At 69.0% G+C, this 26,049-nt stretch carries 22 protein-coding genes and 1 pseudogene; 15 read left to right on the top strand and 8 right to left on the bottom strand.

All coding sequences use genetic code 11. The features are described from left to right. Positions 1-14 precede the first annotated feature (14 nt). Positions 15-170, bottom strand: a complete 156-nt coding sequence (locus GGG17_RS16575) for a hypothetical protein (protein ID WP_230082912.1) — start codon at positions 168-170, stop codon at positions 15-17. On the opposite strand from GGG17_RS16575, the gene GGG17_RS17380 reads away from it, so the two are divergent. After that, positions 99-476, top strand: a complete 378-nt coding sequence (locus tag GGG17_RS17380) for a 3-keto-5-aminohexanoate cleavage protein (RefSeq protein ID WP_375804520.1) — start codon at positions 99-101, stop codon at positions 474-476. The genes GGG17_RS16575 and GGG17_RS17380 overlap by 72 nt on opposite strands. On the opposite strand, the gene GGG17_RS11950 is transcribed toward GGG17_RS17380, so the two are convergent. Next, positions 406-2,442 carry a heavy metal translocating P-type ATPase gene (locus GGG17_RS11950; RefSeq protein WP_154593919.1) on the bottom strand — a complete coding sequence of 679 codons (2,037 nt, stop codon included), beginning with the start codon at positions 2,440-2,442 and terminating at the stop codon, positions 406-408. The two genes, GGG17_RS17380 and GGG17_RS11950, sit on opposite strands and share 71 nt — an antisense overlap. Before the next feature lie 131 nt (positions 2,443-2,573). On the opposite strand from GGG17_RS11950, the pseudogene GGG17_RS11945 reads away from it, so the two are divergent. The 3 genes and pseudogenes from GGG17_RS11945 to GGG17_RS11935 all read left to right on the top strand — a co-directional run bounded on the left by GGG17_RS11945 (position 2,574) and on the right by GGG17_RS11935 (position 5,159). Continuing rightward, positions 2,574-3,282: pseudogene (locus GGG17_RS11945) on the top strand (response regulator). Between the two features lie 11 nt (positions 3,283-3,293). Continuing rightward, positions 3,294-4,397 (top strand): sensor histidine kinase, encoded by a 1,104-nt coding sequence (locus GGG17_RS11940; protein WP_311966643.1) that lies wholly within the window; start codon positions 3,294-3,296, stop codon positions 4,395-4,397. Positions 4,398-4,490: 93 nt separating this feature from the next. Continuing rightward, positions 4,491-5,159 (top strand): DUF6803 family protein, encoded by a 669-nt coding sequence (locus tag GGG17_RS11935; RefSeq protein ID WP_230082911.1) that lies wholly within the window; start codon positions 4,491-4,493, stop codon positions 5,157-5,159. A gap of 2 nt (positions 5,160-5,161) precedes the next feature. Here GGG17_RS11935 and GGG17_RS11930 read toward each other — a convergent pair whose 3' ends face one another. After that, positions 5,162-6,991, bottom strand: a complete 1,830-nt coding sequence (locus tag GGG17_RS11930; RefSeq protein WP_154593917.1) for a condensation domain-containing protein — start codon at positions 6,989-6,991, stop codon at positions 5,162-5,164. A 102-nt stretch (positions 6,992-7,093) separates the two neighbouring features. On the opposite strand from GGG17_RS11930, the gene GGG17_RS11925 reads away from it, so the two are divergent. The 4 genes from GGG17_RS11925 to GGG17_RS11910 all read left to right on the top strand — a co-directional run bounded on the left by GGG17_RS11925 (position 7,094) and on the right by GGG17_RS11910 (position 12,160). Further along, positions 7,094-7,645, top strand: coding sequence for a DUF5709 domain-containing protein (locus tag GGG17_RS11925; RefSeq protein ID WP_154593916.1), 552 nt, complete (start codon positions 7,094-7,096; stop codon positions 7,643-7,645). 206 nt (positions 7,646-7,851) lie between these two features. Beyond that, positions 7,852-9,057: an NAD(P)-dependent malic enzyme gene (locus GGG17_RS11920; RefSeq protein WP_154593915.1), complete on the top strand. Its 1,206-nt coding sequence runs from the start codon at positions 7,852-7,854 to the stop codon at positions 9,055-9,057. A 218-nt stretch (positions 9,058-9,275) separates the two neighbouring features. Further along, positions 9,276-10,733, top strand: coding sequence for a sugar transferase (locus GGG17_RS11915; protein WP_154593914.1), 1,458 nt, complete (start codon positions 9,276-9,278; stop codon positions 10,731-10,733). A gap of 242 nt (positions 10,734-10,975) precedes the next feature. Continuing rightward, positions 10,976-12,160, top strand: a complete 1,185-nt coding sequence (locus tag GGG17_RS11910; protein ID WP_195849222.1) for a lipopolysaccharide biosynthesis protein — start codon at positions 10,976-10,978, stop codon at positions 12,158-12,160. Here the strand turns inward: GGG17_RS11910 and GGG17_RS11905 are convergent. Genes GGG17_RS11905 through GGG17_RS11900 form a run of 3 tightly spaced genes read right to left on the bottom strand, consistent with a single transcriptional unit; the run spans position 12,153 to position 15,740 of the window. Continuing rightward, positions 12,153-13,058 carry a glycosyltransferase family 2 protein gene (locus GGG17_RS11905; protein WP_195849221.1) on the bottom strand — a complete coding sequence of 302 codons (906 nt, stop codon included), beginning with the start codon at positions 13,056-13,058 and terminating at the stop codon, positions 12,153-12,155. The genes GGG17_RS11910 and GGG17_RS11905 overlap by 8 nt on opposite strands. A 2-nt stretch (positions 13,059-13,060) precedes the next feature. Next, the gene (locus tag GGG17_RS16065; protein ID WP_195849220.1) at positions 13,061-14,407 is read right to left on the bottom strand and encodes a hypothetical protein; all 1,347 of its coding nucleotides are present in this window, start codon (positions 14,405-14,407) and stop codon (positions 13,061-13,063) included. Positions 14,408-14,426: 19 nt separating this feature from the next. Continuing rightward, a complete protein-coding gene (locus GGG17_RS11900) occupies positions 14,427-15,740 on the bottom strand; it encodes a hypothetical protein (RefSeq protein ID WP_154593911.1) in 1,314 nt (437 codons plus the stop codon). A gap of 372 nt (positions 15,741-16,112) precedes the next feature. On the opposite strand from GGG17_RS11900, the gene GGG17_RS11895 reads away from it, so the two are divergent. The 7 genes from GGG17_RS11895 to GGG17_RS11865 all read left to right on the top strand — a co-directional run bounded on the left by GGG17_RS11895 (position 16,113) and on the right by GGG17_RS11865 (position 24,315). Next, positions 16,113-16,649, top strand: a complete 537-nt coding sequence (locus GGG17_RS11895) for a DapH/DapD/GlmU-related protein (RefSeq protein WP_311966642.1) — start codon at positions 16,113-16,115, stop codon at positions 16,647-16,649. Then, a complete protein-coding gene (locus GGG17_RS17205) occupies positions 16,646-17,770 on the top strand; it encodes a glycosyltransferase (protein WP_311966641.1) in 1,125 nt (374 codons plus the stop codon). The genes GGG17_RS11895 and GGG17_RS17205 overlap by 4 nt, the downstream gene beginning before the upstream one ends. A 15-nt stretch (positions 17,771-17,785) precedes the next feature. Beyond that, positions 17,786-19,054: a glycosyltransferase family 4 protein gene (locus tag GGG17_RS11885; RefSeq protein ID WP_154593909.1), complete on the top strand. Its 1,269-nt coding sequence runs from the start codon at positions 17,786-17,788 to the stop codon at positions 19,052-19,054. 35 nt (positions 19,055-19,089) lie between these two features. Continuing rightward, the gene (gmd, locus tag GGG17_RS11880) at positions 19,090-20,142 is read left to right on the top strand and encodes a GDP-mannose 4,6-dehydratase (protein WP_311966640.1); all 1,053 of its coding nucleotides are present in this window, start codon (positions 19,090-19,092) and stop codon (positions 20,140-20,142) included. Further along, positions 20,139-21,119 carry a GDP-L-fucose synthase family protein gene (locus tag GGG17_RS11875; protein ID WP_154593908.1) on the top strand — a complete coding sequence of 327 codons (981 nt, stop codon included), beginning with the start codon at positions 20,139-20,141 and terminating at the stop codon, positions 21,117-21,119. Before gmd ends, GGG17_RS11875 begins: the two co-directional genes overlap by 4 nt. A 144-nt stretch (positions 21,120-21,263) precedes the next feature. Then, positions 21,264-22,874 carry an alpha/beta fold hydrolase gene (locus tag GGG17_RS11870; RefSeq protein WP_154593907.1) on the top strand — a complete coding sequence of 537 codons (1,611 nt, stop codon included), beginning with the start codon at positions 21,264-21,266 and terminating at the stop codon, positions 22,872-22,874. Between the two features lie 616 nt (positions 22,875-23,490). Then, complete coding sequence (locus GGG17_RS11865; RefSeq protein ID WP_311966639.1) at positions 23,491-24,315, top strand: hypothetical protein; 825 nt, start codon at positions 23,491-23,493, stop codon at positions 24,313-24,315. An 8-nt stretch (positions 24,316-24,323) separates the two neighbouring features. Here the strand turns inward: GGG17_RS11865 and GGG17_RS11860 are convergent, their stop codons facing one another. Together GGG17_RS11860 and GGG17_RS11855 are read right to left on the bottom strand one after the other, a co-directional pair. Then, positions 24,324-25,178 (bottom strand): alpha/beta hydrolase, encoded by an 855-nt coding sequence (locus GGG17_RS11860; protein ID WP_195849219.1) that lies wholly within the window; start codon positions 25,176-25,178, stop codon positions 24,324-24,326. A gap of 17 nt (positions 25,179-25,195) precedes the next feature. Beyond that, positions 25,196-26,020: an alpha/beta hydrolase gene (locus tag GGG17_RS11855; RefSeq protein ID WP_154593905.1), complete on the bottom strand. Its 825-nt coding sequence runs from the start codon at positions 26,018-26,020 to the stop codon at positions 25,196-25,198. Positions 26,021-26,049 lie beyond the last annotated feature (29 nt).

The following is a 26,049-nucleotide window of genomic DNA, read 5'->3' as shown; positions in this document are numbered from 1 at the left end:
CCGGCGCCTGGGCATCACCCGACCCGGCGGCACGGGTCCGGTCGGTCCGGTCGTGGACGGCGCTGCCCGACGTCCCAGACGAGGATGCCGCCGCCTGGGTGGCCCGTCAGGCGACGCCACTCGTCGACGAAGTCCACCGCCTCGAGCCGGAGCTCCCGGTCCTGCTCCACGGCGCAGAGGGCAGCACCTGTACAGCCGTCGACCTCGCTGCCCGACTGGGGCTGGACACCCGGGTCGGCCTCGAAGACACCACCCGGCTGCCGGGCGGCACGACCGCTGCCGGGAACGCGCAGCTGGTGGAGGCCGCCCTCACCCGCGTCGCCGAGACCCGGTCGAGCAGAGCGCCCGCGGCCGATCCCGACAGCAACGACCGAGCGCGCGGCATGCCGCCGCGGCCTGCCGCGGTCAGGCGGCCCGGAGGCGGTGTGCGCTCTGTCCGGGGGAGAGGTCGAGACGGCGCAGGAGCTGCGCGTTGACGGCCACGACCACGGTGGACAGGGACATCAGGACGGCGCCGACGCTCATGGGGAGGACGAAGCCCACGGGTGCGAGCACCCCTGCGGCGAGTGGCACCGAGACGAGGTTGTAGCCGGCGGCCCACCAGAGGTTCTGGCGCATCTTGGCGTAGGTGGCCCGGGACAGCTCGACCACCGACAGGACCGACCGCGGGTCGGAGGATGCGAGGACGACGCCGGCCGAGCCGATCGCGACGTCCGTGCCGGCCCCGATCGCGATGCCGACGTCCGCCTGGGCGAGGGCGGGAGCGTCGTTGACGCCGTCGCCGACCATCGCGACCCGGCGGCCCTCGGCCTGCAGCTCTGCGACCTTGGCGGACTTGTCCTCCGGTCGGACGCCCGCAAAGACGCGGTCGATGCCGAGCTCGTGGCCGACGGTGTCGGCCACGGCCTGCGCGTCGCCCGTGATCATGACCACCTGTATGCCGAGGTCGTGCAAGGCGTCGACCGTCTCGCGGGACTCGGCCCGGATCTCGTCGGCGAGCCTTAGCGCCCCGGCCACCTCGCCGTCGACCAGGACGTGGAGGATGATCGCGCCCTCGGCGCGCCAGGCATCCGCCGCGGGGAGCTCGCGCTGGGCCCGCTGCTCGAGGAGCTGTGGACCACCGACCTCGACCACGGACCCGTCGACCGTTGCTCGGACGCCCACTGCGGGCGACGACGAGAAGTCGGTGGCGCGCCCCACCGAGATCGCTCGCGCCTGGGAGGCGCCGACGATGGCGCGTGCGAGAGGGTGCTCGCTGTCGGTCTCCGCGGCGGCGGCCAGCGCAAGCAGCTCGTCGGCCGAACGACCCCGGGCGGGCTCCACGGCGGTGACGGTGGGCTCGCCCTTGGTCAGCGTGCCGGTCTTGTCGACGAGCACGGTGTCCACCGTGCGCATGGACTCCAGCGCCAGTCGGTCCTTGACGAGGACACCTCCGCGGGCGGCTCGCTCGGTGGCGATCTGGACGACCAGCGGGATGGCCAGGCCCAGGGCGTGGGGGCAGGCGATGACGAGCACCGTGATGGTGCGGATGACGGCCGAGTCCGGCATACCCGCACTGGTCCAGACGATCGCAGTCACGATCGCGGCCGCGAGCGCGAACCAGAACAGCCAGGCCGCAGCCCTGTCGGCGATCCGCTGGGCTCGCGAGGTGGACGACTGGGCGTCGGCGACCAGAGCGCGGACCCCGGCGAGGGTGGTGTCGTCACCGACGGCCGTCACCTGGACCCGCAGGCCCGAGTCGGTGGCGACGGTGCCCGCGACCACGGCGTCGCCGGCTGCCCGGCGGACGGTCCGCGACTCGCCGGTGATCATGGACTCGTCCATGCTGGCGGACCCGGCGACGATCCGGCCATCCACCGGGACCGAGGCCCCCGGACGGACGACGACGACGTCACCGACCACCAGCTCGGAGGGGTCGACGGCAACCACGTCGTCGCCGACGACCTTCTCGGCCTCGTCCGGGAGGAGGGCGGCGAGCGAGTCGAGCGCCGAGGTGGTCTGGGCCAGAGACCTCATCTCGATCCAGTGCCCGAGGAGCATGATCACCACCAGCAGCGCCAGCTCCCACCAGAAGTCGAGGGTGTGGTCGACCAGCCCCAGGCTCGCGCCCCAGGAGGCCCCGAACGCAACAGTGAGGGCGAGCGCGATGAGCAGCATCATGCCGGGCCTGCGCGAGCGTGTCTCCGACCAGCCGCCCTCGAGGAACGGTCGGCCGCCCCAGAGGTACATCACCGTGCCGAGGACCGGTGAGACCCATGGCAGCCAAGAGCTCTCGGGCAGGGAGTAGCCGGCGAGCATCGCGAACATCTCGCTGAGGCCGACGACCGGGACGGCAAGGACCAGCATCACCCAGAAGAGGCGGCGAAAGACCTCGACGTGGTCCGCGTGCTCGTGCCCGCCGTGGTCGTCGTGACTCCTGTGCTGGGCGTGGTCGTGACGCATGGTCCTGGTCCTCTCGATGTCATATACCCCTAGGGGGTATATGACATGAACAGACTCGCCCCACCGGGTATTCCACCGGGGCCTCGTGCGAAAGAACGTGGGAAAGCCGTCGGGTGCGTGACACTGGGGCCATGCAGCCCGCACCTGCACCGGTCCGTGCCCTGGTCGTCGATGACGAGCCCGTGCTCGCAGGCACGGTTGCCACCTACCTGGACCGGGCCGGCTTCCAGACGTGCGTGGTCGCGGACGGTCGCGAGGCGGTGGAGGTCGCCCGTGGGTGGGTGCCCGAGGTGGTGGTGCTCGACCTGGGCCTGCCCGGGCTGGACGGTGTCGAGGTGTGTCGCCAGATCCGCACTTTCTCCGACTGCTACGTCCTGATGCTGACCGCGCGCGCCGACGAGGTCGACCTGCTGGTGGGGCTGTCCGTGGGGGCCCGACGACTACATGACCAAGCCGTTCAGCGCGCGCGAGCTCGTCGCCAGGGTGCACGTCCTGCTGCGTCGCCCGAGGTCGGGTGGGCTGGTCCAGCGCTCGGCCCACCGCATCTTCGGTGACCTCGTGATCGACCCCGACGCGCGGGAGGTCGAGGTGGGAGGGGTGCTGGTCGACCTGACGCGCACCGAGTTCGACGTACTCGACGCCCTGTCCAGCCAGCCGCGGCTCGCCTACTCGAGGCGCCAGCTCGTGGACGCCGTCTGGGGGCCTGACTGGGTCGGCGACAACCGCCTGGTCGACGTGCACGTCGCCCACGTCCGCCGCAAGCTGGGCGACGATCCCGCCAGCCCGCGCTACGTCTCCACCGTGCGTGGCGTCGGCTACCGGATGGGGACGGGGCGATGACGTCCCGACGGGTGAACAGGTCGCTGACCCACCGGCTGGTGCTCGCCCAGGTGGCGGTGATCGCCGCGATGACCGTCACTATGGTCGTCGCAGCGCTCATCATCGGGCCGGCGGTGTTCGACCAGCACATGCACGAGGCGGGCCACGGCGAGCAGCCGCAGCTCCTCGCACACGCCCAGGAGGCGTTCCGGTCCGCGGGGCTGGCGTCGATGGGGGCCGGTGTCGCGCTCGCGGTCCTGGCGGCGGTCGGGGCCAGCGCCTTCGTGACCCGCCGGATCGGCCGCGCCCTGGACGCGCTCGCCAGGGGCGCCGACGAGGTCGCCCAGGGCCACTACGACCAGCCGGTGAGGATGCAGCCGACGGGGCGAGAGCTGGACGCCGTGGCACGGACGTTCAACGCCATGGCCGGGCAGATCGCCGGCACGGAGGCCACCCGTCGCCGCCTGCTCACCGATCTCTCGCACGAGATGCGCACCCCGATCGCGGCGATCCAGGTGACCCTCGAGGCGGTCGAGGACGGTGTGACACCCCTCGACGACGCGACGCTCGACACGCTGCGCGCCCAGACCCGGCGCCTCGAGCGCCTCGCCACCGACCTCAAAGACGTGTCTGCTGCCGAGGAGGGGCGGCTCGACCTGCGGAGAGAGGCGGTGGACCCGGCCGATGTGGTCCGGGCGGCCACCGGTGCGGCGGCTGCGGCATACGGCCGTCAGGGGGTGCGCCTGGAGCTCGACGTCGGCGAGGACCCTCCTGCGCGGGTGCGCGCCGACCCGTCACGGCTCGGCCAGGTGGTCGACAACCTCCTGCGCAACGCGCTGCAGCACTGCACGGCGGGGGACGGGGTCCGGATCGAGGTGCGCAGCTGCGCGACGGGCACCACGGTCGCGGTCAGCGACACCGGGTCGGGCATCGCGGCTGAGCACCTCCCGCACGTGTTCGAGCGCTTCTACCGCGCTGACCCGGGACGGCGCCGCGATCCCGAGTCCGTCACGGGGACCGGTGTGGGACTGTCCATCTCGCAGGCCATCGTCTCGGCCCACGGAGGCACCCTCGACGTCCGCAGCGACGGCCCGGGCACGGGAGCGACCTTCACCATCGCCTTGCCCCCGGCCTGACCTTCATAGAACCTTCACAGTTCCTGCGGCAGCTCTTCGCAAGCGTGGCGCAGCGTGGTCCCCATCGAGCTCGACCGAACCCGGGAGACCATCATGAGCACGCTGACCGCGGCCACCCCCGCCACGACCGATCACGCACCGCGGCGCGGTGCCGCCACCACCCTCGCGGTCCTCACGGCGCTGGCCGTGGTCGGCGGCCTGGTGGCGCCCGACCGCACCCAGGGCAGCGGCATGGACGGGATGTCGATGACGCATTACATGGGCCTGCTCGCGGTCCAGCAGCCCTGGAACCTCTTGCTGTTCATGGCGATTCCCGTGATCCTCGCCGAGACCCTGGCGATCACGGAGCTGGTCATCCTGTTTGCCCGCCCTGCGCCGTCGTGGGTGCACGGGCTCAGCCGCTGGGCGGGCCTGCTCGCGGGGCCGGTGATGGTCGCAATCCTCGTCCACCTGCTCCGGCACGCCGTCATCCCGCTCACCCTCGACGGTGGATGGCGAGGGCCGGCCGATGTCATCGCGGTCCTGGCCTACCTGCTCGGCGCCGTGCCGATGGTCGGCCTCAGTCTCGTGGCGGCGGGCCTGATCGCGCGGGACGAGCGCCACGCCCGCAAGCTGCACGTGGTCTTCGTGGCGGTGTTCCTCGTGGTCGCCCACGTCGCCATGATCGCCGGGATGCTCGACCCCGCCGTCATGGGGTGGACCCAGGGCGGCGGGCAGCACGAGATGCCGGGCGGCACGATGATGCCCGGCATGCGCCACTGAGCTCAGACGAGGGCGCTCAGGTGCACGACGGGTCGGGTGCCCGAGGGCGCGGTCTGCTTGGCGGCGCGGGCGACGTCGGCCTCCGACGCGCCGGGGGTGAGCGTGACGGTGAGGGACAGTCGGCGGCCCTCCCACGTGGCGGTGCACGACTCGACCCCGTCGAGCAGGGCCACGTCGTGGGCCACACCGTCGGCCTCGACGTGCCGGCCGTAGACCTGCCGCCGCCCCTCCACGGGGCCGTGCGCCACCACGCGTCCGTCCGGGAGGAGCGCCGCGAGCTGCCCGGTGGCGACGGTCCCTGACGCGGTGTGGGCGACGAGCTCGCCGACCTGGGTGAAGCCCGTCGTCCGACCGAGGGCGTCGCGGATCTCGTAGCCGCGCGGCACCGACGCGTCGAGCCCGGGCACGGTCAGCTGCTCGGCGGAGACGACGTCGCCCCACGTCGCGCCGGGGGCCGCGTCGTCGGGGACCCGTGCCGTGCGGGGACGAGCCAGCTCGTCGGCGGCCTCGATCTCCTGCAGCAGCCGGTGGTCGACCTCGGCGAGTGGTGCGGTGGCCCCGGCGAGGCGCGTGACGAAGGTCGCGAACCGTTCGGCGTGCCAACGGGTCTGGGCGAGGGTGTAGATCTCGCGATGGGCCTCGCACTCGACGGCCAGCGACCCGTCCGCGAGCGGGTGGATCGTCAGCAGCAGGTCGTAGACCGGTCCGCGCTGCAGGGCCTGCGTCGTGACGGTGACCCCGGGGATCACGGGGTCGTCGTCATACGGCATGACGTTGATCGTGGGCCCGTGGAGTCGGCCGGCCCGCCAGGCCGACGGCACGGCCTCGAAGATCGTCTCCGTCGGCGTCTGCTGGTGGGGTCGGGTCGAGCGGGCGCTGTCGACGACCCGTCGGGTGAGGGAGGCCAGGTCGTCGTCGGGCTCGACGGGGACGCGCAGCGGCAGGACGTGCATCATGTTGACCGTCGTGGCGCGGTCGATGGCCGTGTCGCGGCCGAGGACGGGCACGCCGACCACGGCTGAGTCCTCCTCGCTGACGCGAGCGACGTATGCCGCGCCCGCCGCGATCAGCGGGTAGGTCCAGACGCGGTTGCCGAGGGTCGCGCCGAGCCCAACGCGCACCGACGACGGCAGCACCACGTCGTGGCGGTGGGGGCGGGCGACGACGTGGTGGGCCCGGTCGGCGGGGGAGACCCGCTCGGGCGCCCCCTGGAGGTACTCGCGCCAGAAGTCGCGCTGATCGTCCTCGGACCGTCGCGGCTGGGCGACGAGCTCCTCCACGGAGGGGTAGGCGCGGTCCGGGAGCTCCGTGCCGGAGACGAGGTGGTTGTAGTGCTCCACGACGCGGTTGCGCACCAGCCAGGCACCGTAGCCGTCGACCACGGCGTGCAGGGCACGCTGCACCCACCAGACCCCGGTGCGGCCCACGAGGAGGGTATGCCTGGCCAGGGGCCCACCGCCCGGCACGTCCCAAGGCTCGGCGGCGAGCCGGGCGGCGAGGTGGCGCGCTGCCGCGGCCTCGTCGTCGGCGGCGCCCAGAGGGGTGGTGACCACGACGTCGTCGGTGAGGTCGGCGACGTGCTGGGTCGCCGGCTCCGTGCTCACGTCGAAGCGCAGCCTCAGGCTCGGCATCTCGAGCGAGACCCGGCGCAGGCACTCGGCGAGGACGGCGTCGTCGACCTGCCCGACGAGCTCGGTCAGGAGGGCCACGCCCCAGGCGGGTGATGCGGGATCGGTGAGGTGCCCCTGCAGCATGCCGCGCTGGGCGGGGACGAGGGGGAGCCGACGACGGGTGGCGCGGTCCGTCGAGAGGGCGGCGGCCGAGAACGTCACCGCGCCAGGATAGGTGAACGGCGCGAGCAGCGGGGTCGAGTGCGGCGGACGCTCCCGCCGGGCGACGCCGTCGCGCCGGCTCGCCGTGGCAGAGTGGGCCCTATGAGCGACCAGTTCAATCTCGAGCCCGGCGACAGCGGTGACCAGGACTCCTTCAGCATCGATGACGAGACCCAGCTGAGCGGCGAGGACCAGCTCCTCGACCGAGGGGTAGACGACCTGCTCGACGAGGGCTACTCACCGCCCGAGCGCCCGCGGGAGGTCGAGAGCTATGGCATCACCGCCCAGGAGCAGCACGACGGCGAGACCATCGACATGCGGCTCGAGGAGGAGCTGCCGGACGACCCGCAGGACGAGCACGACCCCCGCGCGCACGTGCGCCATGGCGACGACCGCGTCGGTGGCGACGACCCGGACGCCATCGCCGCTGAGGACGACTTCCTCGGCGACCCCGAGGTGGGCGATCGTCGTGCCGGCCGGCTCGTGGCGCCGGACGAGGGCGCGCACGAGGACCGTGAGTCGGATCTCGTGGCCGAGGACGAGGGCTTCAGCGGAGGTGCTGCCTCGGCCGAGGAGGCCGCCGTCCACGTGATCGGCGGCGACCGTGACCTGGACGAAGACGAGGACGATCGCGAGTACCCGCGCCTGGGCTGACCCGGTCTGCTGTGACCGAGGGCACGGTGACGGCCGGCATACCGGCCGGTAGCCTGTGGGGACCGTGATCGCCCGACGGTGGCTCGGCTCCCACCACGGAGTCGTCTGCCGAGGGTGACGCACCGAGACCATCGGCTCGAACGGCGACCCATCCCGTCGCGACGACCACGCGCCCAGCGCTGCCACGCCGTCCTTTGGGGTCTGCCATGTCCTATGCCCACGCGTCCCGCCTGACCACCACGCCGGATCCGATCGTCCCCGACCCGACCGACCCGATCTTTGCCATGCACCTCGGCGGCAAGATCGAGACCGCGCTGCGGTGCGAGGTGCGCGATGCCACCGACTTGTCCCGCGCCTACAGCCCCGGCGTCGCCCAGGTGTGCACGGCGATCGCCGAGAACCTCTCCCTCGCCGACACCTACACCTCACGGGCCTCGACGATCGCGGTCGTCAGCGACGGGACCGCGGTCCTCGGGCTGGGGGACATCGGGCCGCACGCCGCGATGCCGGTGATGGAGGGCAAGGCGATGCTCTTCAAGCACTTCGGTGGCCTCAACGCCGTCCCGATCTGCCTCGACACGACCGACGCCGACCAGATCGTCGAGACGGTGGTGGCGCTCGCGCCGACCTTCGGTGGCATCAACCTCGAGGACATCAGCGCCCCGCGGTGCTTCGAGATTGAGCAGCGGCTCAAGGACCGGCTCGACATCCCCGTCTTTCACGACGACCAGCACGGCACGGCGATCGTCACCCTGGCTGGCCTCATGAACGGCGCGACGGTCCTCGGTCGCGACCTGGCGTCCCTGCGCATCGTCATCACCGGGGCCGGGGCGGCGGGCGTCGCCATCACCAAGGTGCTGCAGCGCGCAGGGGTGCGCGACATCGTGGTCTGCGACCGCCAGGGCATCATCGGCTCGCACCGCGGTGACCTGCCGCCCCACAAGAGGCAGCTTGCCGCCACCACCAACCACCGGGACCTGTCCGGCGACATCTCGCGGGCCCTGCGCGGCGCCGACGTGCTGATCGGCGTGGCCGGGGGCACCGTGCCGGAGACAGCGGTGAGCCGGATGGCCGAGGACGCCATGATCTTTGCGCTCGCCAACCCCGACCCCGAGGTCCACCCCGACATCGCGGCCCGTCACGCGGCCATCGTGGCGACGGGCCGCAGCGACTACCCGAACCAGATCAACAACGTCCTCGCCTTCCCCGGGATCTTCAAGGGGGCCCTGAGCGTTGGTGCTTCCCGCATCACGGAGGGCATGAAGCTGGCAGCCGCCGAGGCCATCGCAGCCTGCGTCCCTCACCCCACGCCCGATCGTGTGGTTCCCAGTCCGTTCGACCCTGCGGTGGTCGCGTCGGTCACCCGATCGGTCGCACGCGCCGCCCAGATGGAGGGTGTCCTTCGTCACTGACGTGACAGAAGGACGTAACCGGGCGTATGGAGACCCGCTAAAGAGCCGCACTCTACGTGTCGGTCCAGGGCCGATGGGGTGAGTACCGCTTCGCAGTTGGCCCGATAGATACGCGCCGGTCACCTCGGTGCGAGAGCCTGTGCAGGTGGGCCGGTCGGTCCTCGTGCAGGCGTCTCGGCTCACCGGCGCAGCCGCACCTCATCCTGAAGAAGACGGGCATGACAGACGTGATCGACTCGCGCGGCAAGCATCGCGCCGTGAGCGGCTCTACTCGCCCGCGCCCTCGTCTGCTCACGGACCCCGAGCTCCACGCCTACACGCCCACGCTGTGGACCAGGGTGCGCAGCGTCGCGGCGGCGACGGTCATCGCCGACGTGACCGCCTGCCTGCTCGCCTGGCTGCTGACGGGCATCGACGCCCGTCCCGCGCTGCTGATGACGGCGATCCTCGTGGCTCTCTTTGCGGGCAGCAAGCTCTATGACTCGCGGCTCAACCTCTCCGCCCTGGACGACCTGCCCGCCATCGCCGGCCGCTGGATCATCGCGTGCGCCGCCGTCGCCATCGTAGGGGCCGGGGTGGAGAGCCGCCCGATGGCCAACGTCGTCCAGGAGCTGCACGTCCTGGCCTTCCCCCTCGCCCTGCTCGCCCTCGTGCTGATCGGTCGCGCCCTCGTCTACGCCGCCATCCGCTGGGCCCGCCGGACGGGACGCGTGGGGCACCGAGCCCTGATCCTCGGCGCCGGTGTGGTCGGTCACGAGATCGCCCAGCTGCTGCAGGACCACCCGCAGTACGGCCTGCGCCCCTACTGCTTCCTGGACAGCGACCCTAAGGTCGTCGACTCCATGGATGTCCTCCCGGTCCTCGGCGGGCCCGAGGCGCTCGAGCGCACCCTGACAGACAACCGAATCCACGTCGTGATCGTCGCCTTCTCCTCGATGAAGGAGTCGGAGATGGTGCCGCTGATCCGCACCTGCGACCGCCTGGAGTCCGAGCTGTTCGTCGTCCCCCGCCTCTACGAGCTGCACCACGTCGAGGGAGACATGGACACCGTCTGGGGCGTTCCGCTGGTGCGGCTGCGGCGGTCGGCATACCGCTCGCCCATGTGGCGCGTGAAACGGCTGGGCGACATCCTGCTGTCCGGCCTGGCGCTGGTCGTCCTGTCCATCCCCATGGCGCTGGTCGCGCTCGGTGTCCGGCTCGACGGCGGGCCGGGGATCATCTTCAGGCAGGAGCGGGTGGGGGTCGACGGTCGTCCCGTCACCGTCATGAAGTTCCGCTCCATGCGCCCTGTCAACGAGGCCGAGTCGCAGACCAACTGGAACATCGCCAAGGACAACCGGTTGAGCGCGTTCGGCAAGTTCATCCGCAAGACCTCCCTCGACGAGCTCCCGCAGCTGATCAACATCCTGCGCGGCGACATGAGCGTCGTGGGCCCACGCCCCGAGCGCCCATACTTCGTGGAGCAGTTCCAGCAGATGTACCCCGCCTACGGTGCCCGCCACCGCGTGCCCTGCGGCCTGACCGGCTGGGCAGCCGTCAACGGGCTGCGCGGCGACACGTCGATCGCCGAGCGCGCGCGCTTTGACAACTACTACATCCAGAACTGGTCGCTCTGGCTGGACGTCAAGATCATCCTGCGCACGGTCAGCTCAGTCGTCACCGGTGCCGGTGGCTGACCTGGTGCCAGCGCCGGTATCCGGATCACGAGTGAAGACTCCACCGATCGAAGGCTCCTTACGTGCTCGATACTGACTCGCGTCGACGAGCTCCGCGCGGACTGCGTGAAGGTAACGGTCCGCGCGCTTACGTCGGCAGACATCGTCACGACTCGGCTGCCCTTAGGCGCCTGAAAGCGGTTGTCCCGTTGTTCTGGGCGACGATGGAGCGCGCATTGCCTCGCCTTGCGAACGCGATCATCATGATCACTTTCGCGAAGTTTACGAACCCAGGCATCGTCGGGATCTACAGCTGGGTGGCCCTGGCATACACCTTCTACCAGGCACTCGCTGAGAACGCGCTGCGAAACCAGATCGTCATGTCTCTCACCAACGAGCGGGACACTCGGGCGGTGCGGAGGCTGGGAGCTATTGCTGCGTGGTTCGGGGCGGCTTTCATGGCGGCGGTCTTGATAGTTCTGTGCCTCCGCACACCGCACCTGGGGTCCTACGTCATCGCACTGTCGCCCATGGTCCTTGTCCCATTCATCACCACAGCCGGGATCGTCCCTGTCGGGAAGATGCAGTACGGGCACCGGTGGAAGGCCCTGGCTCGCTATCAGCTGCTGGCGGCGGTAGTGGGGCTGATGGTCTCCTTCAGCATCGTCATCACCTTGCACTCGTCCCTGGCGATGGCGGCTCACTTGGTTGTCACCGAGTCATTGTTCCTCTTGCTCGCCCACCGGGCGGCCAGGTCGATCCGCATCGAACAGCGGCAGGGAGAGGGGCGTCCTCGGGGGGAGGTCGCTGGGCTCAGTCTCTTGGGGGTCCTGGGATGGACCCAAGGACAGCTCGAACGGGTCTTCATCGGAACCTTTGCGGGCACCAGTGTGCTCGGTCTGTACTCCACGGCGTCGGCCATGGGGCGAAGTCCTGGCGATGCCTTGTCCTCTGCCACCGCCAACTATCTGCGCGCGTCGGTGGTGAAGCACGAGGACCCTGATCGGCAGGCGCTCGACGTGCGCAGGATCGGATTGATCAGCGCCGGAGCCGCCGTATGCGCCGTGCTGATGATGACGGTCATCGTGGACTTCCTGTTTCGCCCGTTCCTGGGTGAGAGGTGGGAGCCAACGCTGGTGGCGGTCCCTATGCTGGCGGTGGCGACGATCCCCTATGCCGTTTCCCTATGCCTTCAGATGCTGTCCATCTATGAGCAAAACACCCGAGCATCGATCGTCCCGGCCTTGCTGGCCATCTGTTGTGCGCCGGTGACAGGTTATGTCGCCCTGCACAGCCTGACGGGGGCCGCAGCCGTCGTCGTGGGCAAAGAACTCATGGTGTTGTTGGTGTGTTATGGCATGAGCCGGCCCCGAGGAGCGGCCGCTCCGGTGCTCGCGGCGTGCGCTCTCTCGGGACTTGCTGCTGCGGTCGTTCTGGCCCTCAGCTGAGGTCGAGCCGGGCCTGCATGCGACCCAGCTGGCGGTTCAGCCGCCAGGTGAACAACAGGCGGTCGATCGGTTGGAGCCGTTCGGCCGCCGAGCGGAGAGCCATGCCGACCTGCGTGATGGCTGGGCCAACCTCTTGGGGAACAGGTCCACGGTGAAGGGCCGCAGTGAAGAAGTCTCGTAGGGCGGACGGCGAGACGTCGAGGACGGTTGATGCGGCGACCTGGTAGGCGGTCCACAGAGGGCTGTCGGTGCCCTCGTCCATCCACGGCTGTTGCAGCGTGACCTGGCCAGGGTGCCTGCGATACAGGAGACCGGGGACTGAGGATCGCACCAGTCGCTGGCCTGCGCAGGAAGCCCTCAACCACAACTCGTAGTCCTCCGCCTTGGTGTCCGCGTAGCCACCGGATTCGTCGAACGCTGATCGCCGCATCATGGCGGTGGGGTGAACCAAGCAGCAGCCGAGCAGAAGGTGCAGGGGCGTTGCGGCGGCGCTCAGGTATCCAGGCTGGTCCGCACCTCTCGGGCGACCTCGCTCATCAACGAACACGACGGTCGTGAAGGCCATGTCGGCTGATCGAAGCAATGACTCGCCGCGAGTCCAGCGTCCGGGCAGTGCCACGTCATCGGCGTCCATCCTGGCGAGGAACTCGGAGTCGCCAAACCCTGCCAGCTCGTTGAGGCTTCGGGCAACGCCCTGCGCTTCGGAATGACGGTGAACGAGTACCCGAGGATCGCGGCCCTGCACCGCGGCCAAGATGTCTGGCGTCCGGTCCGTGCTCCCGTCGTCCATGATCCGGACCTCGGCGTCGTGAGGGAGGGTCTTGAGCACGCTGGTCAAGGCACGCTCAAGGTGCTCCTGACCGTTGCGAACGGGAATGATGACGGACCACTTGGGCACGGTCAGCTCCTCAGAAGGGTGCGGTCGGATATGGAGGAGGTGTCGTGATCGCGGGTCGCAGCGCGTCGTCGGGCTCGTTCGATGAGCCAGAACCCCCACAACGGCAACCCGCTCTGAATGGCATAGGGGAGAAAAGCGCCGCTCTGCGCGACGACGGTCTCGAACAGGATCACTGAACCCAGATAAGCGGCGAGAACCTTCTCCATCTCGCCCGCGGCGTCCCGGAACCAGTCGGCGACCAGTGATGCCACCACGCCGAGGATGACATGGCCGACGATGACACCAGGTAGGCCAAAATTGATGTAGAGCTCAGACACCATGCCGGGGACTATGTGCGTCTTTTCAGTATCGCCGACGAAAGCAGACCCAGATAGCTGGACGATTGACCTCACGCCCTCCATCGGAGGCGCGAGTCCGACGAAGTGAGCTATGGCCCATGGCACATTCAGATAGCCATTGGCCAAGGTCTCTCCGCCGACATACCCGAAGGTTCGGGCGTAGTCATCCGCCCACGCCACCATGGAAAAGCGACCCCACTGCCAGTCCAGCAGTCCCCACACCTCGAAATCCTTGGTCCGCGCAAGCGTCTTGGACATGATGAAGAGGGCTCCCAGGATGGCTCCGCCTATGGCGTAGGGCGCGCGCAGCACCTTGAGGCGCGGGAGCAGAAGCGCGATGATGGGAATGCCATAAACCATGGTTTCGGCCCGGCCGCCGCTCCATGCGAATGAGAAGAAGACACCCCCCATGGCGCCGGTGAGGACAAGGGCGTTCCAGACGGTTGAGGCAGGCGTGGTACGACGTGATGTGATGACGAGAGCCAGAAGTGTCACGGCCCAGGGGAACCAGCTCGCAAGGAAGACGTACCGCGCTTCCCCAGGTGGGACCTCTACCACTCGCTCGGCGTTAAGTGCGGATGCATGTCTCATCACGCGAAGCAAGGCGAATCCGGCAGCGGATGCGAGGGCCGCACCCATGAGTGAGGCCAGCACCCTGTCTCGCTGCGCCCATGCCCAGACGGGGCGTCCGCGGGTCGCGGGGGGCCGGGCAAAGGCGGCAAGCGCGATCATGAGCGTCAACTCCGCCAGCAAGCACGCAACCGCGGCACGAACGAGCCCCGTGGTGGCGCCCGGAACCCCGCCTGCGATGGCGTCGTAGTAGCCCCGATCTGTGGAAAGTGGCCAGACGTGGACCAAGCCGGAGATCGGGTAGGAGACGACAAAATCGGCGACAAGAATCTGCCGAAGCCACATCCCGTCTCCACCGCGACGGTGGAAGTAGAGGATTCCGAGGAGGCCCAGCATGAGCGTGATCACCATGATGGTGATCGCCAGGGGCTGCGGGCTCATCGTGCCACCGCGCTGGTCATCACATGAATCGGCTCAACCCGCGTGGGGCCACGCCGACGACGCCCAGGCTGCGGACCCCTAGTCCGCGGTATCGGCGCAGCGTCTCCTTGATCGTGGCCTTGCGGGAACGCCCGATCTCCACCAGCACCAACGTGGCCCGCGACACCTGTGCAAATGTCTCGGCGGCAGCATGGTCAGATGCGCCGGCATCGATCAACACCGTGTCGTAACGCTCCAAGAGCGACTCCACGAGCTGGGCCGCACGTGCTGCGCTCACGAAGTCGATGTGTTCCGGCTTGCCGGTTCCGAGGGGCACGATGTCAGGGAGGCCTGGAGACCCCAGGTGAATGGCATCGCTCCAGTCATCGAGGGAAGCTGCGAGGACGTCTGTTAGGCCCTTTCGTACGGGGAGGCCCAGCGACCCGGCCAGGTCCTCGCCGCCAGGGTTCGCATCGAGCAGGACCACGCGGCGTCCGCTGCGGGCCATGTGGTTGGCCAACTGTATCGCGGGACCTGTGACCGGAACCCGTGAGGTCAGCGCCGTGACGCAGATGCAGCGCTCGTCATGTCCCGAGAGGGCGTCGATAGCGTTGGTGATCAGGCCGACCGCATTGGAGTCCGCAGCCCTGGCGTGTCTCCGGCCGTGGTCTGGGCGAGCGACGCGTTGTGCGCTCATCACGCCCAGCGGCTGCTCACCAGCGGCGTCAGCGATCTGATCGCGGGTGCGCGCCCGCGGGTCGAGGCTTTCGACGAGGAATGCGAGCAGCGCGCCGAGCAGGGCGCCCAGCAGGAGACCTGCTGCCGCCAGCGTCCAGGCTGGTTGGCCAGCCTCCTGCCGCGGTAGTTCTGCCCGGTCGACGACGGCCGCCTTGAAGGTCTGGGAGCCCTTGGCGTCCGCCGGCGACAGTCGCGACACAGCCGAGATCATCTCCTGGCCCACCGCGTTGGCGAGATCGGCCGCCTCCTGAGCCGTTCCGGCCCGGGCCTCGATGTCGAGGAGGATGGTGCCGGTGGGAGCCGTGGCTGTGACTCGCTCCTGAAGGTCGGCCACGGACGATGACAGGCCCAGCCGTTCGCGGACGGGGTCCAGGATGAGAGGCGTGGTCGCCAACTTGGAGTACGACGCCATCGATCGCTCGAGGTAGGTCGCAGCCTGGTTGAGGTCGGTGGCTGAGTTCCCGGCAGTCACCGAGAACATGAGTTCGGTTGATGCTGTGTACTCGGGGGCTGTGCCGAGAGCCGCGACGAGTGGCGCGGCCATGCCCAGAACTGCGCACAACAGAATGACGACACGTTGCCGACGTAGCACGTCCACGTAGTCCCGAAAGTGCATGCGATGGTGTCCTCGACGTCGTTGATGATCGAACCTGCCTGCCGACCTCAGCGACAGGGTCGGGTGCAACCTGTGTGAGTCGACGATGAACGCCCAACCCTAGGTGACGCTAGCGGACCATGAGCCAGTCGAAGGCACGATTGGCGCAACTGGCTTCCTGGGTCGACCATAGAGTTGGCCCGCACATCAGTGATCGCCTCAATTCGTTACTCAGAGTAGAACCCTCGATACCTGAAGTAGTTTCGGCAAGTCGGTGCAAGATGGCTTTCGGTGATGGTCGAATTGGTTGGTTAGCCTGAGCGCAACCTGCAGGCGTCCGCCCCCCGCACCGACCTCCTCCACCGACCACTCTGCGAATGCAAGGAGCTGCCCGTGCCCGTTCGCCGTCGCCTGTCGACCTTCACCGGATTCGGATACGACAAGGGCAAGCCGTTGCCGGTTTGCGCGCTCTGGGTGCTGGTCGAGCCGATTCTGCGCTCCGTCGTCATACCAAGCTCGTTGCGAGTGCGCGCCCTGCGTGCCTTCGGCGCCGAGATCGGCACAGGTGTGCTCCTGCGGCACGACGTCCGGATCCACTGGCCGTGGAAGTTGCGGATCGGCAACGACTGTTGGATCGGCGTCGGTGCCTGGCTGCTCAACCTCGAGCCCATCTCGATCGGCGACGACGTGTGCATCTCCCAGGGGGTCCTGCTGTGCACTGGAAGCCACCAGGCCGACAATCCGGCGTTCGAGTTCGACAACGCCCCGATCCGCGTCGAGGACGGAGCATGGATCGCGGCTCGGGCGACCGTCCTGAGAGGCGTCACGGTGGGTTGTGACTCCGTCGTCGGGGCCACCGCGCTGGTGGTCAAGGACGTCGAGCCGGGTGCCCGTGTGGTCGCACCTCGGGCGGAGGTGCGTTTCGCGTGAGGGTGCTCCAGGTCGTCTCCCTCGTCAGTCCGAAGGGCGAGTACGGCGGCCCCACTCGGGTAGCCCTTGCCCAGTGCCGGGCGCTGCGAGAGGCGGGCCACGATGTGGTTCTGGCCGCCGGTAGCTGGGGCTATGACGCGATGCCGAGCGAGGTGGAGGGCGTCAGGGTTCGACTGTTCCGAGCGGTCGCCCCAGTCCCCGGCAGCTTCCACGGGTTGTCCAGTCCAGGCCTCGTCTCCTTCGTCGCCCGGGCGGCGCGCAGGGCGGACGCGGTGCATGTTCATCTAGCCCGTGACCTGGTCACGCTGCCCGCGGCACTGGCTACGCACCTGGGTCGACAGCCGTACGTCCTGCAGACCCACGGCATGGTCGTGCCGTCCGGGAACCCATTGGCGCGCCCGCTGGACCTGACAATGACCCGGCGTGTTCTGCGTGGAGCCGGTCGTGTCTTCTATCTGACCGACGCGGAGCGACGCGGCTTGCAGGAGGTCGCCTCTCCCCTGCGACTCGAGCATCTGCGCAACGGAATCGACCTGCCCCCGGCAACCCCGCTGCCTTCCGCGGCCGGGAGCGCTCCCCAGGTCCTCTTCCTCGCCCGGGTCCAAGCCCGCAAGCGTCCGCTGGACTTCGTCGAGATGGCGGTCAGGCTGGCGCCGCGCTACCCGGAAGTGGTCTTTCGGATGGTCGGTCCGGACGAGGGGCTGGGCCAGGAGGTCAGGGATGCCATCAGCCGCAGCGGTCTTGGAGATCGACTCGTCTGGGAGGGCCCACTCCCGCCTCATCAGACGTCAGCTGCGATGCGGGCGGCCGACATATATGTCCTGCCGTCGGTAGACGAGCCTTATCCCATGACTGTGCTGGAGGCGATGTCGCTCGGGCGTCCGGTGGTCGTGACGGACTCGTGCGGCCTGGCACCCATTGTCGAGCGACGGGCCGCGGGCAGTGTCACACCCCCGGGCGCCGCCGGGGTTGCCATGGCTGTGGACCGGCTTCTCTCCGATCCGTCGCTGCGCACGCAGAGCGGCGGCAACGCCCGTGCGGCCATCAGGGACGAGCTCGGCATGGAGCCGGTCGTCGCGCAGCTCGAGCGTTCCTACAACCACCTCACCCGCACCAGCTAAGGACGCTGTCCCGTCATGCAAATCTTGATCGTGTGCTTGAACTATGCGCCGGAGCCCTCCGGAACCGCGCCCTACACCGCTGGCCTTGCCCAGGGGCTCCTCGACCTTGGCCACGACGTCCACGTGATCGCTGGCATCCCTCACTACCCCAGCTGGACCAACTACACCGGATTCTCCGGTCGCCGCCGCGAGGACATCGTCGACGGAGTCCCCGTGACGCGTCTGTGGCACACCATTCCTAGCGCAGACGGTGGCCCTGGGCTCGGGCGGGCCGTCATGGAGCTCACCTTCGGTCTGCACACCCTCCTGGTCGGCTGGGGCAAGCCCGACCTCGTACTCACCGTCAGCCCGGCGCTGATCTCCTCCGGCTTCGCCCTGGCCCGAGCCCGACTTGGGGCAGGGCGCCCGCAGACAGCCATCTGGGTGCAGGACATGTACTCCACCGGGCTGGCCGAGCTGGGGAGCGCCGGCGCGGTCGCGGCTGCGGCGTTCAAGATCCTGGAGCGTGGTGTGCTGGGTCTGGCCGACGGGGTGTCGGTGATCCACGAGCGGTTCCGGCGCTACGTGGTGCAGGAGGTGGGGGTCGACGGGAGCAAGGTGGTCGTCAACCGAAACTGGGCTCACCTGCGGACCGACCCGCACGGCGTCGATGTCCGCCAGATGCGGGCCACGCTGGCAGGGGACCCCGACCGCCCGATCGCGCTGCACGCCGGCAACATGGGCGCCAAGCAGGGCCTGGAGAACGTCGTCGAGGCGGCTCGCCTGGCTCAGCAGCAGCAGTCGGACGTGATGTTCGTGCTGGTGGGCGACGGCAACCAGCGTGCCCGGCTGGAGGAGCTGGGCGCCGGCTGCGCCAACCTGACGTTTGCCCCGGCGCTGCCGGACGGCGAGTTCCGGGCCGCCCTGGAGGCCGCAGACGTGCTGCTGGTCAACGAGAAGGCCGGCGTCAAGGAGATGGCCGTGCCGAGCAAGCTGACGTCCTACTTCCGCGTGGGTCGTCCCGTCGTGGCCGCGACATCGGACGACGGTTCCTGCGCCGACGAGGTGCGGGCGGCGGACGCCGGGCCCGTCATACCGGCAGGCGACCCGGCCCTCATGCTGAGCACCGTCGAAGCGCTTGTCGCCGATCCTGACGGCTCTCGCAGGTATGCCGAGTCCGCCACCCGCTTCGCGGCGGCGAACCTCTCGGCAGCGTCGGCCATCTCTGGCTTCTCGGCGTGGCTGCAGGGTCTCGTCGAGCGTCGCCGGGCCGTCACGGCGCCGACTCTCGCCGACTCGCACTGAACTTCTTCGCTCCACTACCCCTCGGAAGGCACCACGTGACCAAGCGCGCGCTCATCACTGGCATCACCGGGCAGGACGGCTCCTACCTGGCCGAGCTCCTGCTCAGCAAGGGATACGAGGTGCACGGGCTCATCCGCCGCGCCTCGACCTTCAACACCCACCGGATCGACCACCTCTACGTGGACCCCCACGACGAGGGCGCCAAGCTGTTCCTGCACTACGGCGACCTCAGCGACGGCGCGCGGCTCGTGACCCTCGTCGGGGAGATCAACCCCGACGAGGTGTACAACCTGGCGGCGCAGTCCCACGTGCGCGTGTCCTTCGACGAGCCCGAGCACACGGCGGACACGACGGGGGTGGGGTCGATCCGTCTGCTGGAGGCGATCCGGGTCGCGGGTGTGCGGCCGCGCTTCTACCAGGCGTCGACCTCCGAGCTGTTCGGCGCCACGCCGCCGCCGCAGGGCGAGGACACCCCGTTCTACCCGCGCTCGCCATACGGGGTCGCCAAGCTCTACTCGTACTGGATCACCAAGAACTACCGCGAGGCGTACGACATGTTCGCCGTCAACGGGATCCTCTTCAACCACGAGTCGCCGCGCCGCGGCGAGACCTTCGTGACGCGCAAGATCACCCGCGCGGTGGCCGCGATCAAGGCCGGCCAGCAGAAGCACCTCTACATGGGCAACATCGACTCGGTCCGCGACTGGGGCTACGCCCCGGAGTACGTCGAGGGCATGTGGCGGATGCTGCAGGTCGACGAGCCCGAGGACTTCGTCCTGGCTACCGGGCAGGACCACACCGTCAAGGACTTCCTGGCTATGGCCTTCGAGCACGCGGGCCTGGACTGGGGGGAGCACGTGCGTTTCGACGAGCGGTACCTGCGGCCCACGGAGGTGGACGCGCTGATCGGTGACGCCTCCAAGGCCAAGGAGAAGCTCGGTTGGGAGGCCAAGGTCCATACTCCTGAGCTTGCACGGATCATGGTGGACGCCGATATCAAGGCACTCGAGTGCGCGGGCACCCCCTGGATCGACACCCCTACGACGCTGGGGTCCGACGCGCCGATTCCGGGGGTTCAGCCGCGATGAGCGCCATCGACGGGGTCGACTACACGCCCGGCCCGCTAGACCGCGACGCCGTGACCTACGTCGCGGGCCACCGCGGCCTCGTGGGGTCGGCCGTCTGGCGGCGGCTGGGGTCAGCGGGCTTCACGAGACTCGTGGGTCGCACGTCCGCTGAGCTGGACCTGAAGGACCGCGAGGGGGTCTTTTCCTTCTTCGCCGAGACCAAGCCTCGATACGTGGTCCTGGCTGCGGCCAAGGTTGGCGGCATCCTTGCGAACAACACCTACCCCGTGGACTTCCTGTCGGACAACGTTCGCATCCAGGTCAACGTGCTGGACGCCGCCCTCAAGTATGAGGTCGAACGGGTGCTCTTCCTCGGATCCTCATGCATCTACCCCAAGTTCGCCGAGCAACCCATCCGCGAGGACTCCCTGCTGACGGGTCACCTCGAGCCCACCAACGACGCCTACGCCATCGCCAAGATCGCCGGGATCCTGCATGTCCAGGCTGTTCGTCGGCAGTACGGCCTGCCGTGGATCTCGGCTATGCCGACCAACCTCTACGGCCCTGGCGACAACTTCGACCCCACCGGGTCGCACGTCATGCCGGCCATGATCAGGAGGTACGACCAGGCTGCGGCCGAGGGCGCCCCCGTCGTGACCAACTGGGGCTCCGGTTCGCCACGACGCGAGTTCCTCCACGTGGACGACATGGCCGCGGCCTGCCTGCACCTGTTGGAGCACTACGACGGCCCTGGTCAGGTCAATGTCGGCACCGGGACGGACGTCACGATCAAGGAGCTGGCGGGCATCGTGGCCGACGCCGTCGGCTACCGCGGGTCTATTGAGTGGGACACGTCCAAGCCCGACGGGACCCCGCGCAAGCTGCTCGACGTGTCAACCCTGAAGGGGTCCGGATGGTCCCCTCAGATCAACCTGGAGGACGGTGTGCGCGCCACGGTTGATTGGTATCGGACGCACCGATCCGACCGGCGCGGCTGACGACCACGTGTCGCGCCTACCGCCAGCGTCAGTTGAGCGAGAGTCGATTGCGGGCGAGACTGACCGTGCCGCCGGACGCGCGCGTGATCGTGACCCTCACGGGTCGCGGGGGGACGAGAGGAAGGGACGTGGAGAATGTCGACCGTGGGGGAGCCGACGTGGATCGGCGAGGGCGAGCGGACCCTGTCTGCCTGGATCTGCCGCCCCGTCGGAGAGTGCGTGGGTGTGGTGGTGGTGGCGCCATCCTTCGGGCGCGAGGCTGTCATCAGCGCTCGTGCCCTCCATGTCCTCGGGGTTCGGCTGGCGGAGGCAGGCTTCGTGTCGGTCCGATTCGACTGGCGCGGAAGCGGGAGCTCCGCCGCATTGCCGGGCAGCGACCCTGTGACTGCATGGCATCAAGACCTGACCACCGTTGAAGAGTTCGTCCAGTCATGGAGTCAGGGACTGCCGATTCACTTCATCGGGTTACGGCTAGGCGCCACGGTCCTGTCGACCTGGACCTCGGCGTCCGATGCATTGCGGTTGTGCTGGGAGCCTGTCAACGGCCGGGCCTACGTGCGGGCCTCGGTCAAGTTGCGTCAGCTGAGCTGTGAGGTGCCGTCCGTGCCGGTCTCCACCGGCGTCGAGTTGTGCGGGGTGATGTTCTCGGGGGAGGCCATCGAACGCCTCAGCAGCCTCAAGCTAAAGCTTCAGCCTGGTTCCGGCACCACCCAGGTGCGCAAGGAGAGCGACCGGCGGGTCGCAGATCTGCTGTACTCGGCCCATCCTCGCTTCGCTGCGGTCCCGCATGCGGCCATCAGCGACATCATCGGCCAGCTGCCGCGCGCTGAGACTCAACCCGTCCCTAGGCCGACAGCACGTCTTTGCGCCACCTTCAACGTGGGGGGAGTCGAGATCGTCGAGAGGTTCGTGCAGGTAGGTCCCCATGCCCTTCACGGGGTCCTGACGGAGCCGACCAGCGGTTCGGTGGCCTCGGTCGTATTCACTGCGGCTGGGGCCGAATCTGCAGAGGGACCTTCCGGCCTGTGGGTGACCATCGCCAGGGAGCAAGGGGCCCACGGTGTTATGGGGATCCGCGCTGAACGTCGCGGCTTGGGGGTGCATCTGGACCCCGACCAGCCACGCGAGCCGAACCCGTACTGCGAGGAGGCGGTCGAGGACGTGGAAGCCGCCGTGGCCTTCATCACCGAAAGGGCCGGAGTGCTCCCTACGGCCATTGGTTTGTGCGTCGGCGCTTGGCTCTTCCTTCGCGCCTCCAGCAGGGTCCAGCTACGTCGTATCGTCGCCCTGGACAACCTCATGTGGCAGCCCGATCCGCGCCTGGCCGTCAGATACATGGAGGGGCCATGGTTGAAGCGGTTCTTCGGGACAGTTGACGAGGTCCCCGGTGATGAACCGGCCCCCCGTCGCCGCCGTGATCGGGCAAAGGGCGCTCTCAAGCGTGTACGCGACGTCGCGAAGGGCAACGTTCCGCTACCCCTGCGAACCTTGTTGGCCCGCCAGGCCCTGATGGAGGATGCTGACTCCGTCTTCAGGGGGGTCCCCATCGACCTGCCGGTCGAGCTGCACTTCGGCGACATCGGGGAGAGACACTTCCTGGAAGTCGAGGGCAAGGCCGCTGGTAGGCGGTGGGAACGCCAGGGGAGGCCCGTTCTGCGTCACTATTGGCATGACATGGACCACTCGGCGTTGGGGGAGACGTCGCGCCAACGGATCCGGACGATCGCTGAAACAGCACTTCGGCGTCGTCCGTGAGCATGACCCGAGGCCGTGCCGTGCGGTTCGTCGGTCTGGTCGTCGGCGTGATGGTCGTGACCTTGGCGGGGTTTATGGGGCGTCATGCGTGGCTGGTCACTCACCCACGGGTCGACATCCCCGGGACCTCCGACGTCATCGTCATCCTCGGCCCCTCGTCTCCAGAGCGCATCGCCTTGGGCGAGTCGATGCTCGACCGGGGTGTCGCCCCACAGCTGGTCGTCTCCGCCCATCCCGCTGATACGCATGGCGTGCTTCCGGCCCCATGCAGAACACCTATAGATCGAAGGGTCACGTGCTTCGACCCGGCCCCGTCGACGACCCAGGGGGAGGCACAGGAGATAGGTCGACTCGGCCGCGAGCGCGGTTGGCGGTCAGTCCAGATCATCACGTTCCGCCCCCAGGTAGAACGTGCGCGGTTACTGGTGGGGCGATGCTTCCCGGGACGTGCCACCTACCTCGACGCGGGTGAACCATATGACGCCCAGAGGCAGCTCTTCTACCAGACAGGGGCTTTCGCCAAGGCCATCCTCACCCCCGGGTGCTGAGGCCCGCCTGGTTCGCGCCACCGGCCGGGCGGGACCGGGGCGGTGGTGCTGGGCGGTAGCGTAAGCCCGTGATCCTCGCCGTCGTCATGCTCGTCCTGGGCGTCCTTGCCTACGGCATCTCGGGGGCTCGTCTGCACAAGGGTTCGCAGGCCGCAGGAGGGGCGCTCCGGTCGCGGAGCTGGTGGATCGGCACGGCGTTGCAGGGGGCGGGGTTCCTGTTCACCCTCTTCGCCCGCCGCTTCCTGCCGCTGCTCATCGTGCAGGCCTGCGTCACCTCGGCGCTTGCCGTGACGGCAGTCATCCAGCACGTCCAGGGTGTGCGTCGGCTGCGAGCATCGGACGCTCTCGCCATCCTGGCGGTGGTCGTCGGCATCGCGGCGCTCGGGATGGTGACCATCACCGGACCCCCGCCGCCGATCGAGGCTCGCGACATCAACGTCCTCCTGGGCTGCGCGGCGGCCTGCGCACTGGGGCTGCTCCTGCCCGGAGGGCCGGTGGTGAACGGGCTGCTGGCCGGCTTCGGGTTCTCCTTCTCGGCCATCTGCGCGCGCCTGCTCATCGGCGACCACACCCACGTCGTCTGGAGGTTCTGGGAGCTGCCCCTGCTCAACTGGGTCGCCGGCATGCTCGTCATCTCGGGCATGGCCCTGGGTCAGGTGCATCTCACGAAAGGACTGGCCCGCGGGCATGCTGCGCCGGTGCTCGGCTGCAACTACGGGATGGCCACGGCCTTCCCCGCAGCCTTCGGGATCGGCCTGCTCGGGGAGCACACCCGGCCCGGGTCGCTGCCGCAGGTCGTGGTGGGGCTCACGCTCGCTCTCGCCGGAGCGTTGTGGCTGCTGCGCACCGAGGACGAGGCCGGCGCCCTCGACGGCGGCGACGCACACGCCTGACGCCTGGCTCAGAAGTGTCGCGCGACGAACCGCAACTGGTCGAGGGCCATGCGGCCCCAGTACTCGGCATCGTGGCCCCCAGGGTTGATATGAAACTCCGGTGCCGGCTGGGCCGTGGGGATGAAGTCACGGTTCATAGAGAGGAACGGGTCACGGTCGCCTATATCGATGCGAACGGGGAGCCCCTGGAGGCGTGGCCATAGGGAACGAATGTTGTGCTGGTTGAAGTCCGTCTGCGTGTCATACGCTCCCTGGCTCTCCGCGAAGGACGGTATGAAGGGCGTACTTGCGGCTACCACGGACGAGACGCGGTGTCTTCCGAGCATGGCTCCTAGGTAGAGCGCGCCGACGCCGCCCATGGAGTAGCCGTAGACCGCGGGCCGCGACATGTCCAGGCCCAGGCCCCTGAGGACGGTAGCGAACTCATCTGTGACGAGGGCAGCGCTGTCGGTCCCGTCCGCCCGCGGATGCCACCACCTGTCCCCGCCCTTGATGCCGACGCAGGCAAACGCAGGCAGCCCCTCGGCCTGGAGCTGCGCTGAGGTCTCTGGCCAGCGCAGGATCCAGGGGGTGCCTTGATCGCCCCCGGTGCCGTGCAGAGTCAGGAGCACGGGAATCCGGGCGCCCCGCGAGTACCCCGGCGGGAAGAGCACCACCCAGGGTGCCGGCTCGCCCCTCAGGTACTTGGAGATGATGACGCCGTCGATCTTGGAGACGTTCTGCACTCTCTGTTCGGGCGCGGGAGTCTGGGTGACCTGGGGGGTCTTGGGAAGCGGGCGATCACCCTTGGGGCTGGAGCAGGCGCCCAGAGCGCCGGCCAGCGACAGGCCTCCTGCGAGCCGGAGCAGGCTGCGTCGGTCCATGGTGCCCAGCCTAGGCATCAATCCAGATGGCGGGAGATGAACCGCATCTGCTCCAGCGCCACCCGGCCCCAGAAGTCCCAGTCGTGCCCGCCTGGGGAGACGTGGAACTCCGGCTGCGGGTCGGCCAGGGGTCGGAGCGCGAGGTTCTCCTGGAGGAAGGGGTCCTGATCGCCGATGTCCACGCGGATCGGCAGCCCCCGCAGGCTCGCCCAGTGCCGACGGATGTCGTGGACCGCGAAGTCGGCGGGGGAGTCGTAGGACCCGCTGAACCGGTCCCACGTCGCGGGGAACGGGGTGCTGGCGATGGTGAGGCTCGACAAACGGTTGGGGCCGAGGCGCGAGGCCAGCCAGACGGCGCCCATGCCACCCATCGACAATCCGTAGAGCGCCGGACGGGTCAGGTCCAGGCCCAGGCCGGAGAGGATCGGGGCCAGCTCGTAGGCGACCATAGCCGCGCTGTCCGTCCCGTCGGCCCGGTCGTGCCACCAGGTGTCGCCGCCGTCGACGCCCACGCAGGCGAACGGCCGCAGGCCCTCGGCCCGCAGGGTCTCCGCGTGCTCCAGGAAGCGCAGTCCCTCGGGCGTCGTGTGGTTTCCGCCCTTGCCGTGGAGCGTGATCATGACCGGCAGTCGGTCACCTGGGGTGAAGCCGGGCGGGTAGAGCACCTCCCAGACGGTCTCCTGACCGCCGCGGTAGCGCGAGGCGAACGATCCGGTGGCGGCCTTGGGGCCGGAGACGTCGGCGTGCGCCGGCGCGGTGACGGAGGAGGTGAGGGCGACGGTGCCGAGACCGAGACCGAGGCCGAGACGCAGGGCGTCGCGCCGGGTGAGGGGGGAGGGCATGACTCAATGAAACGCGACGAAGGTGGCCA

This window comes from Arsenicicoccus cauae, assembly GCF_009707125.1.
Taxonomy (GTDB): Bacteria; Actinomycetota; Actinomycetes; order Actinomycetales; family Dermatophilaceae; genus Arsenicicoccus; species Arsenicicoccus cauae.
This window is presented reverse-complemented; position numbering and strand designations above follow the sequence as displayed.

Excerpts from the sequence above, each read along its gene's own strand:
- GGG17_RS11950 (WP_154593919.1), bottom strand. The coding sequence starts at position 2,442 with ATGCGTCACGACCACGCCCAGCACAGGAGTCACGACGACCACGGCGGG.
- GGG17_RS11935 (WP_230082911.1), top strand. The coding sequence starts at position 4,491 with ATGAGCACGCTGACCGCGGCCACCCCCGCCACGACCGATCACGCACCG.
- GGG17_RS11925 (WP_154593916.1), top strand. The coding sequence starts at position 7,094 with ATGAGCGACCAGTTCAATCTCGAGCCCGGCGACAGCGGTGACCAGGAC.
- GGG17_RS11920 (WP_154593915.1), top strand. The coding sequence starts at position 7,852 with ATGTCCTATGCCCACGCGTCCCGCCTGACCACCACGCCGGATCCGATC.
- GGG17_RS11915 (WP_154593914.1), top strand. The coding sequence starts at position 9,276 with ATGACAGACGTGATCGACTCGCGCGGCAAGCATCGCGCCGTGAGCGGC.
- GGG17_RS11910 (WP_195849222.1), top strand. The coding sequence starts at position 10,976 with ATGATCACTTTCGCGAAGTTTACGAACCCAGGCATCGTCGGGATCTAC.
- GGG17_RS16065 (WP_195849220.1), bottom strand. The coding sequence starts at position 14,407 with ATGAGCCCGCAGCCCCTGGCGATCACCATCATGGTGATCACGCTCATG.
- GGG17_RS11900 (WP_154593911.1), bottom strand. The coding sequence starts at position 15,740 with ATGCACTTTCGGGACTACGTGGACGTGCTACGTCGGCAACGTGTCGTC.
- GGG17_RS11885 (WP_154593909.1), top strand. The coding sequence starts at position 17,786 with ATGCAAATCTTGATCGTGTGCTTGAACTATGCGCCGGAGCCCTCCGGA.
- GGG17_RS11875 (WP_154593908.1), top strand. The coding sequence starts at position 20,139 with ATGAGCGCCATCGACGGGGTCGACTACACGCCCGGCCCGCTAGACCGC.
- GGG17_RS11860 (WP_195849219.1), bottom strand. The coding sequence starts at position 25,178 with ATGGACCGACGCAGCCTGCTCCGGCTCGCAGGAGGCCTGTCGCTGGCC.
- GGG17_RS11855 (WP_154593905.1), bottom strand. The coding sequence starts at position 26,020 with ATGCCCTCCCCCCTCACCCGGCGCGACGCCCTGCGTCTCGGCCTCGGT.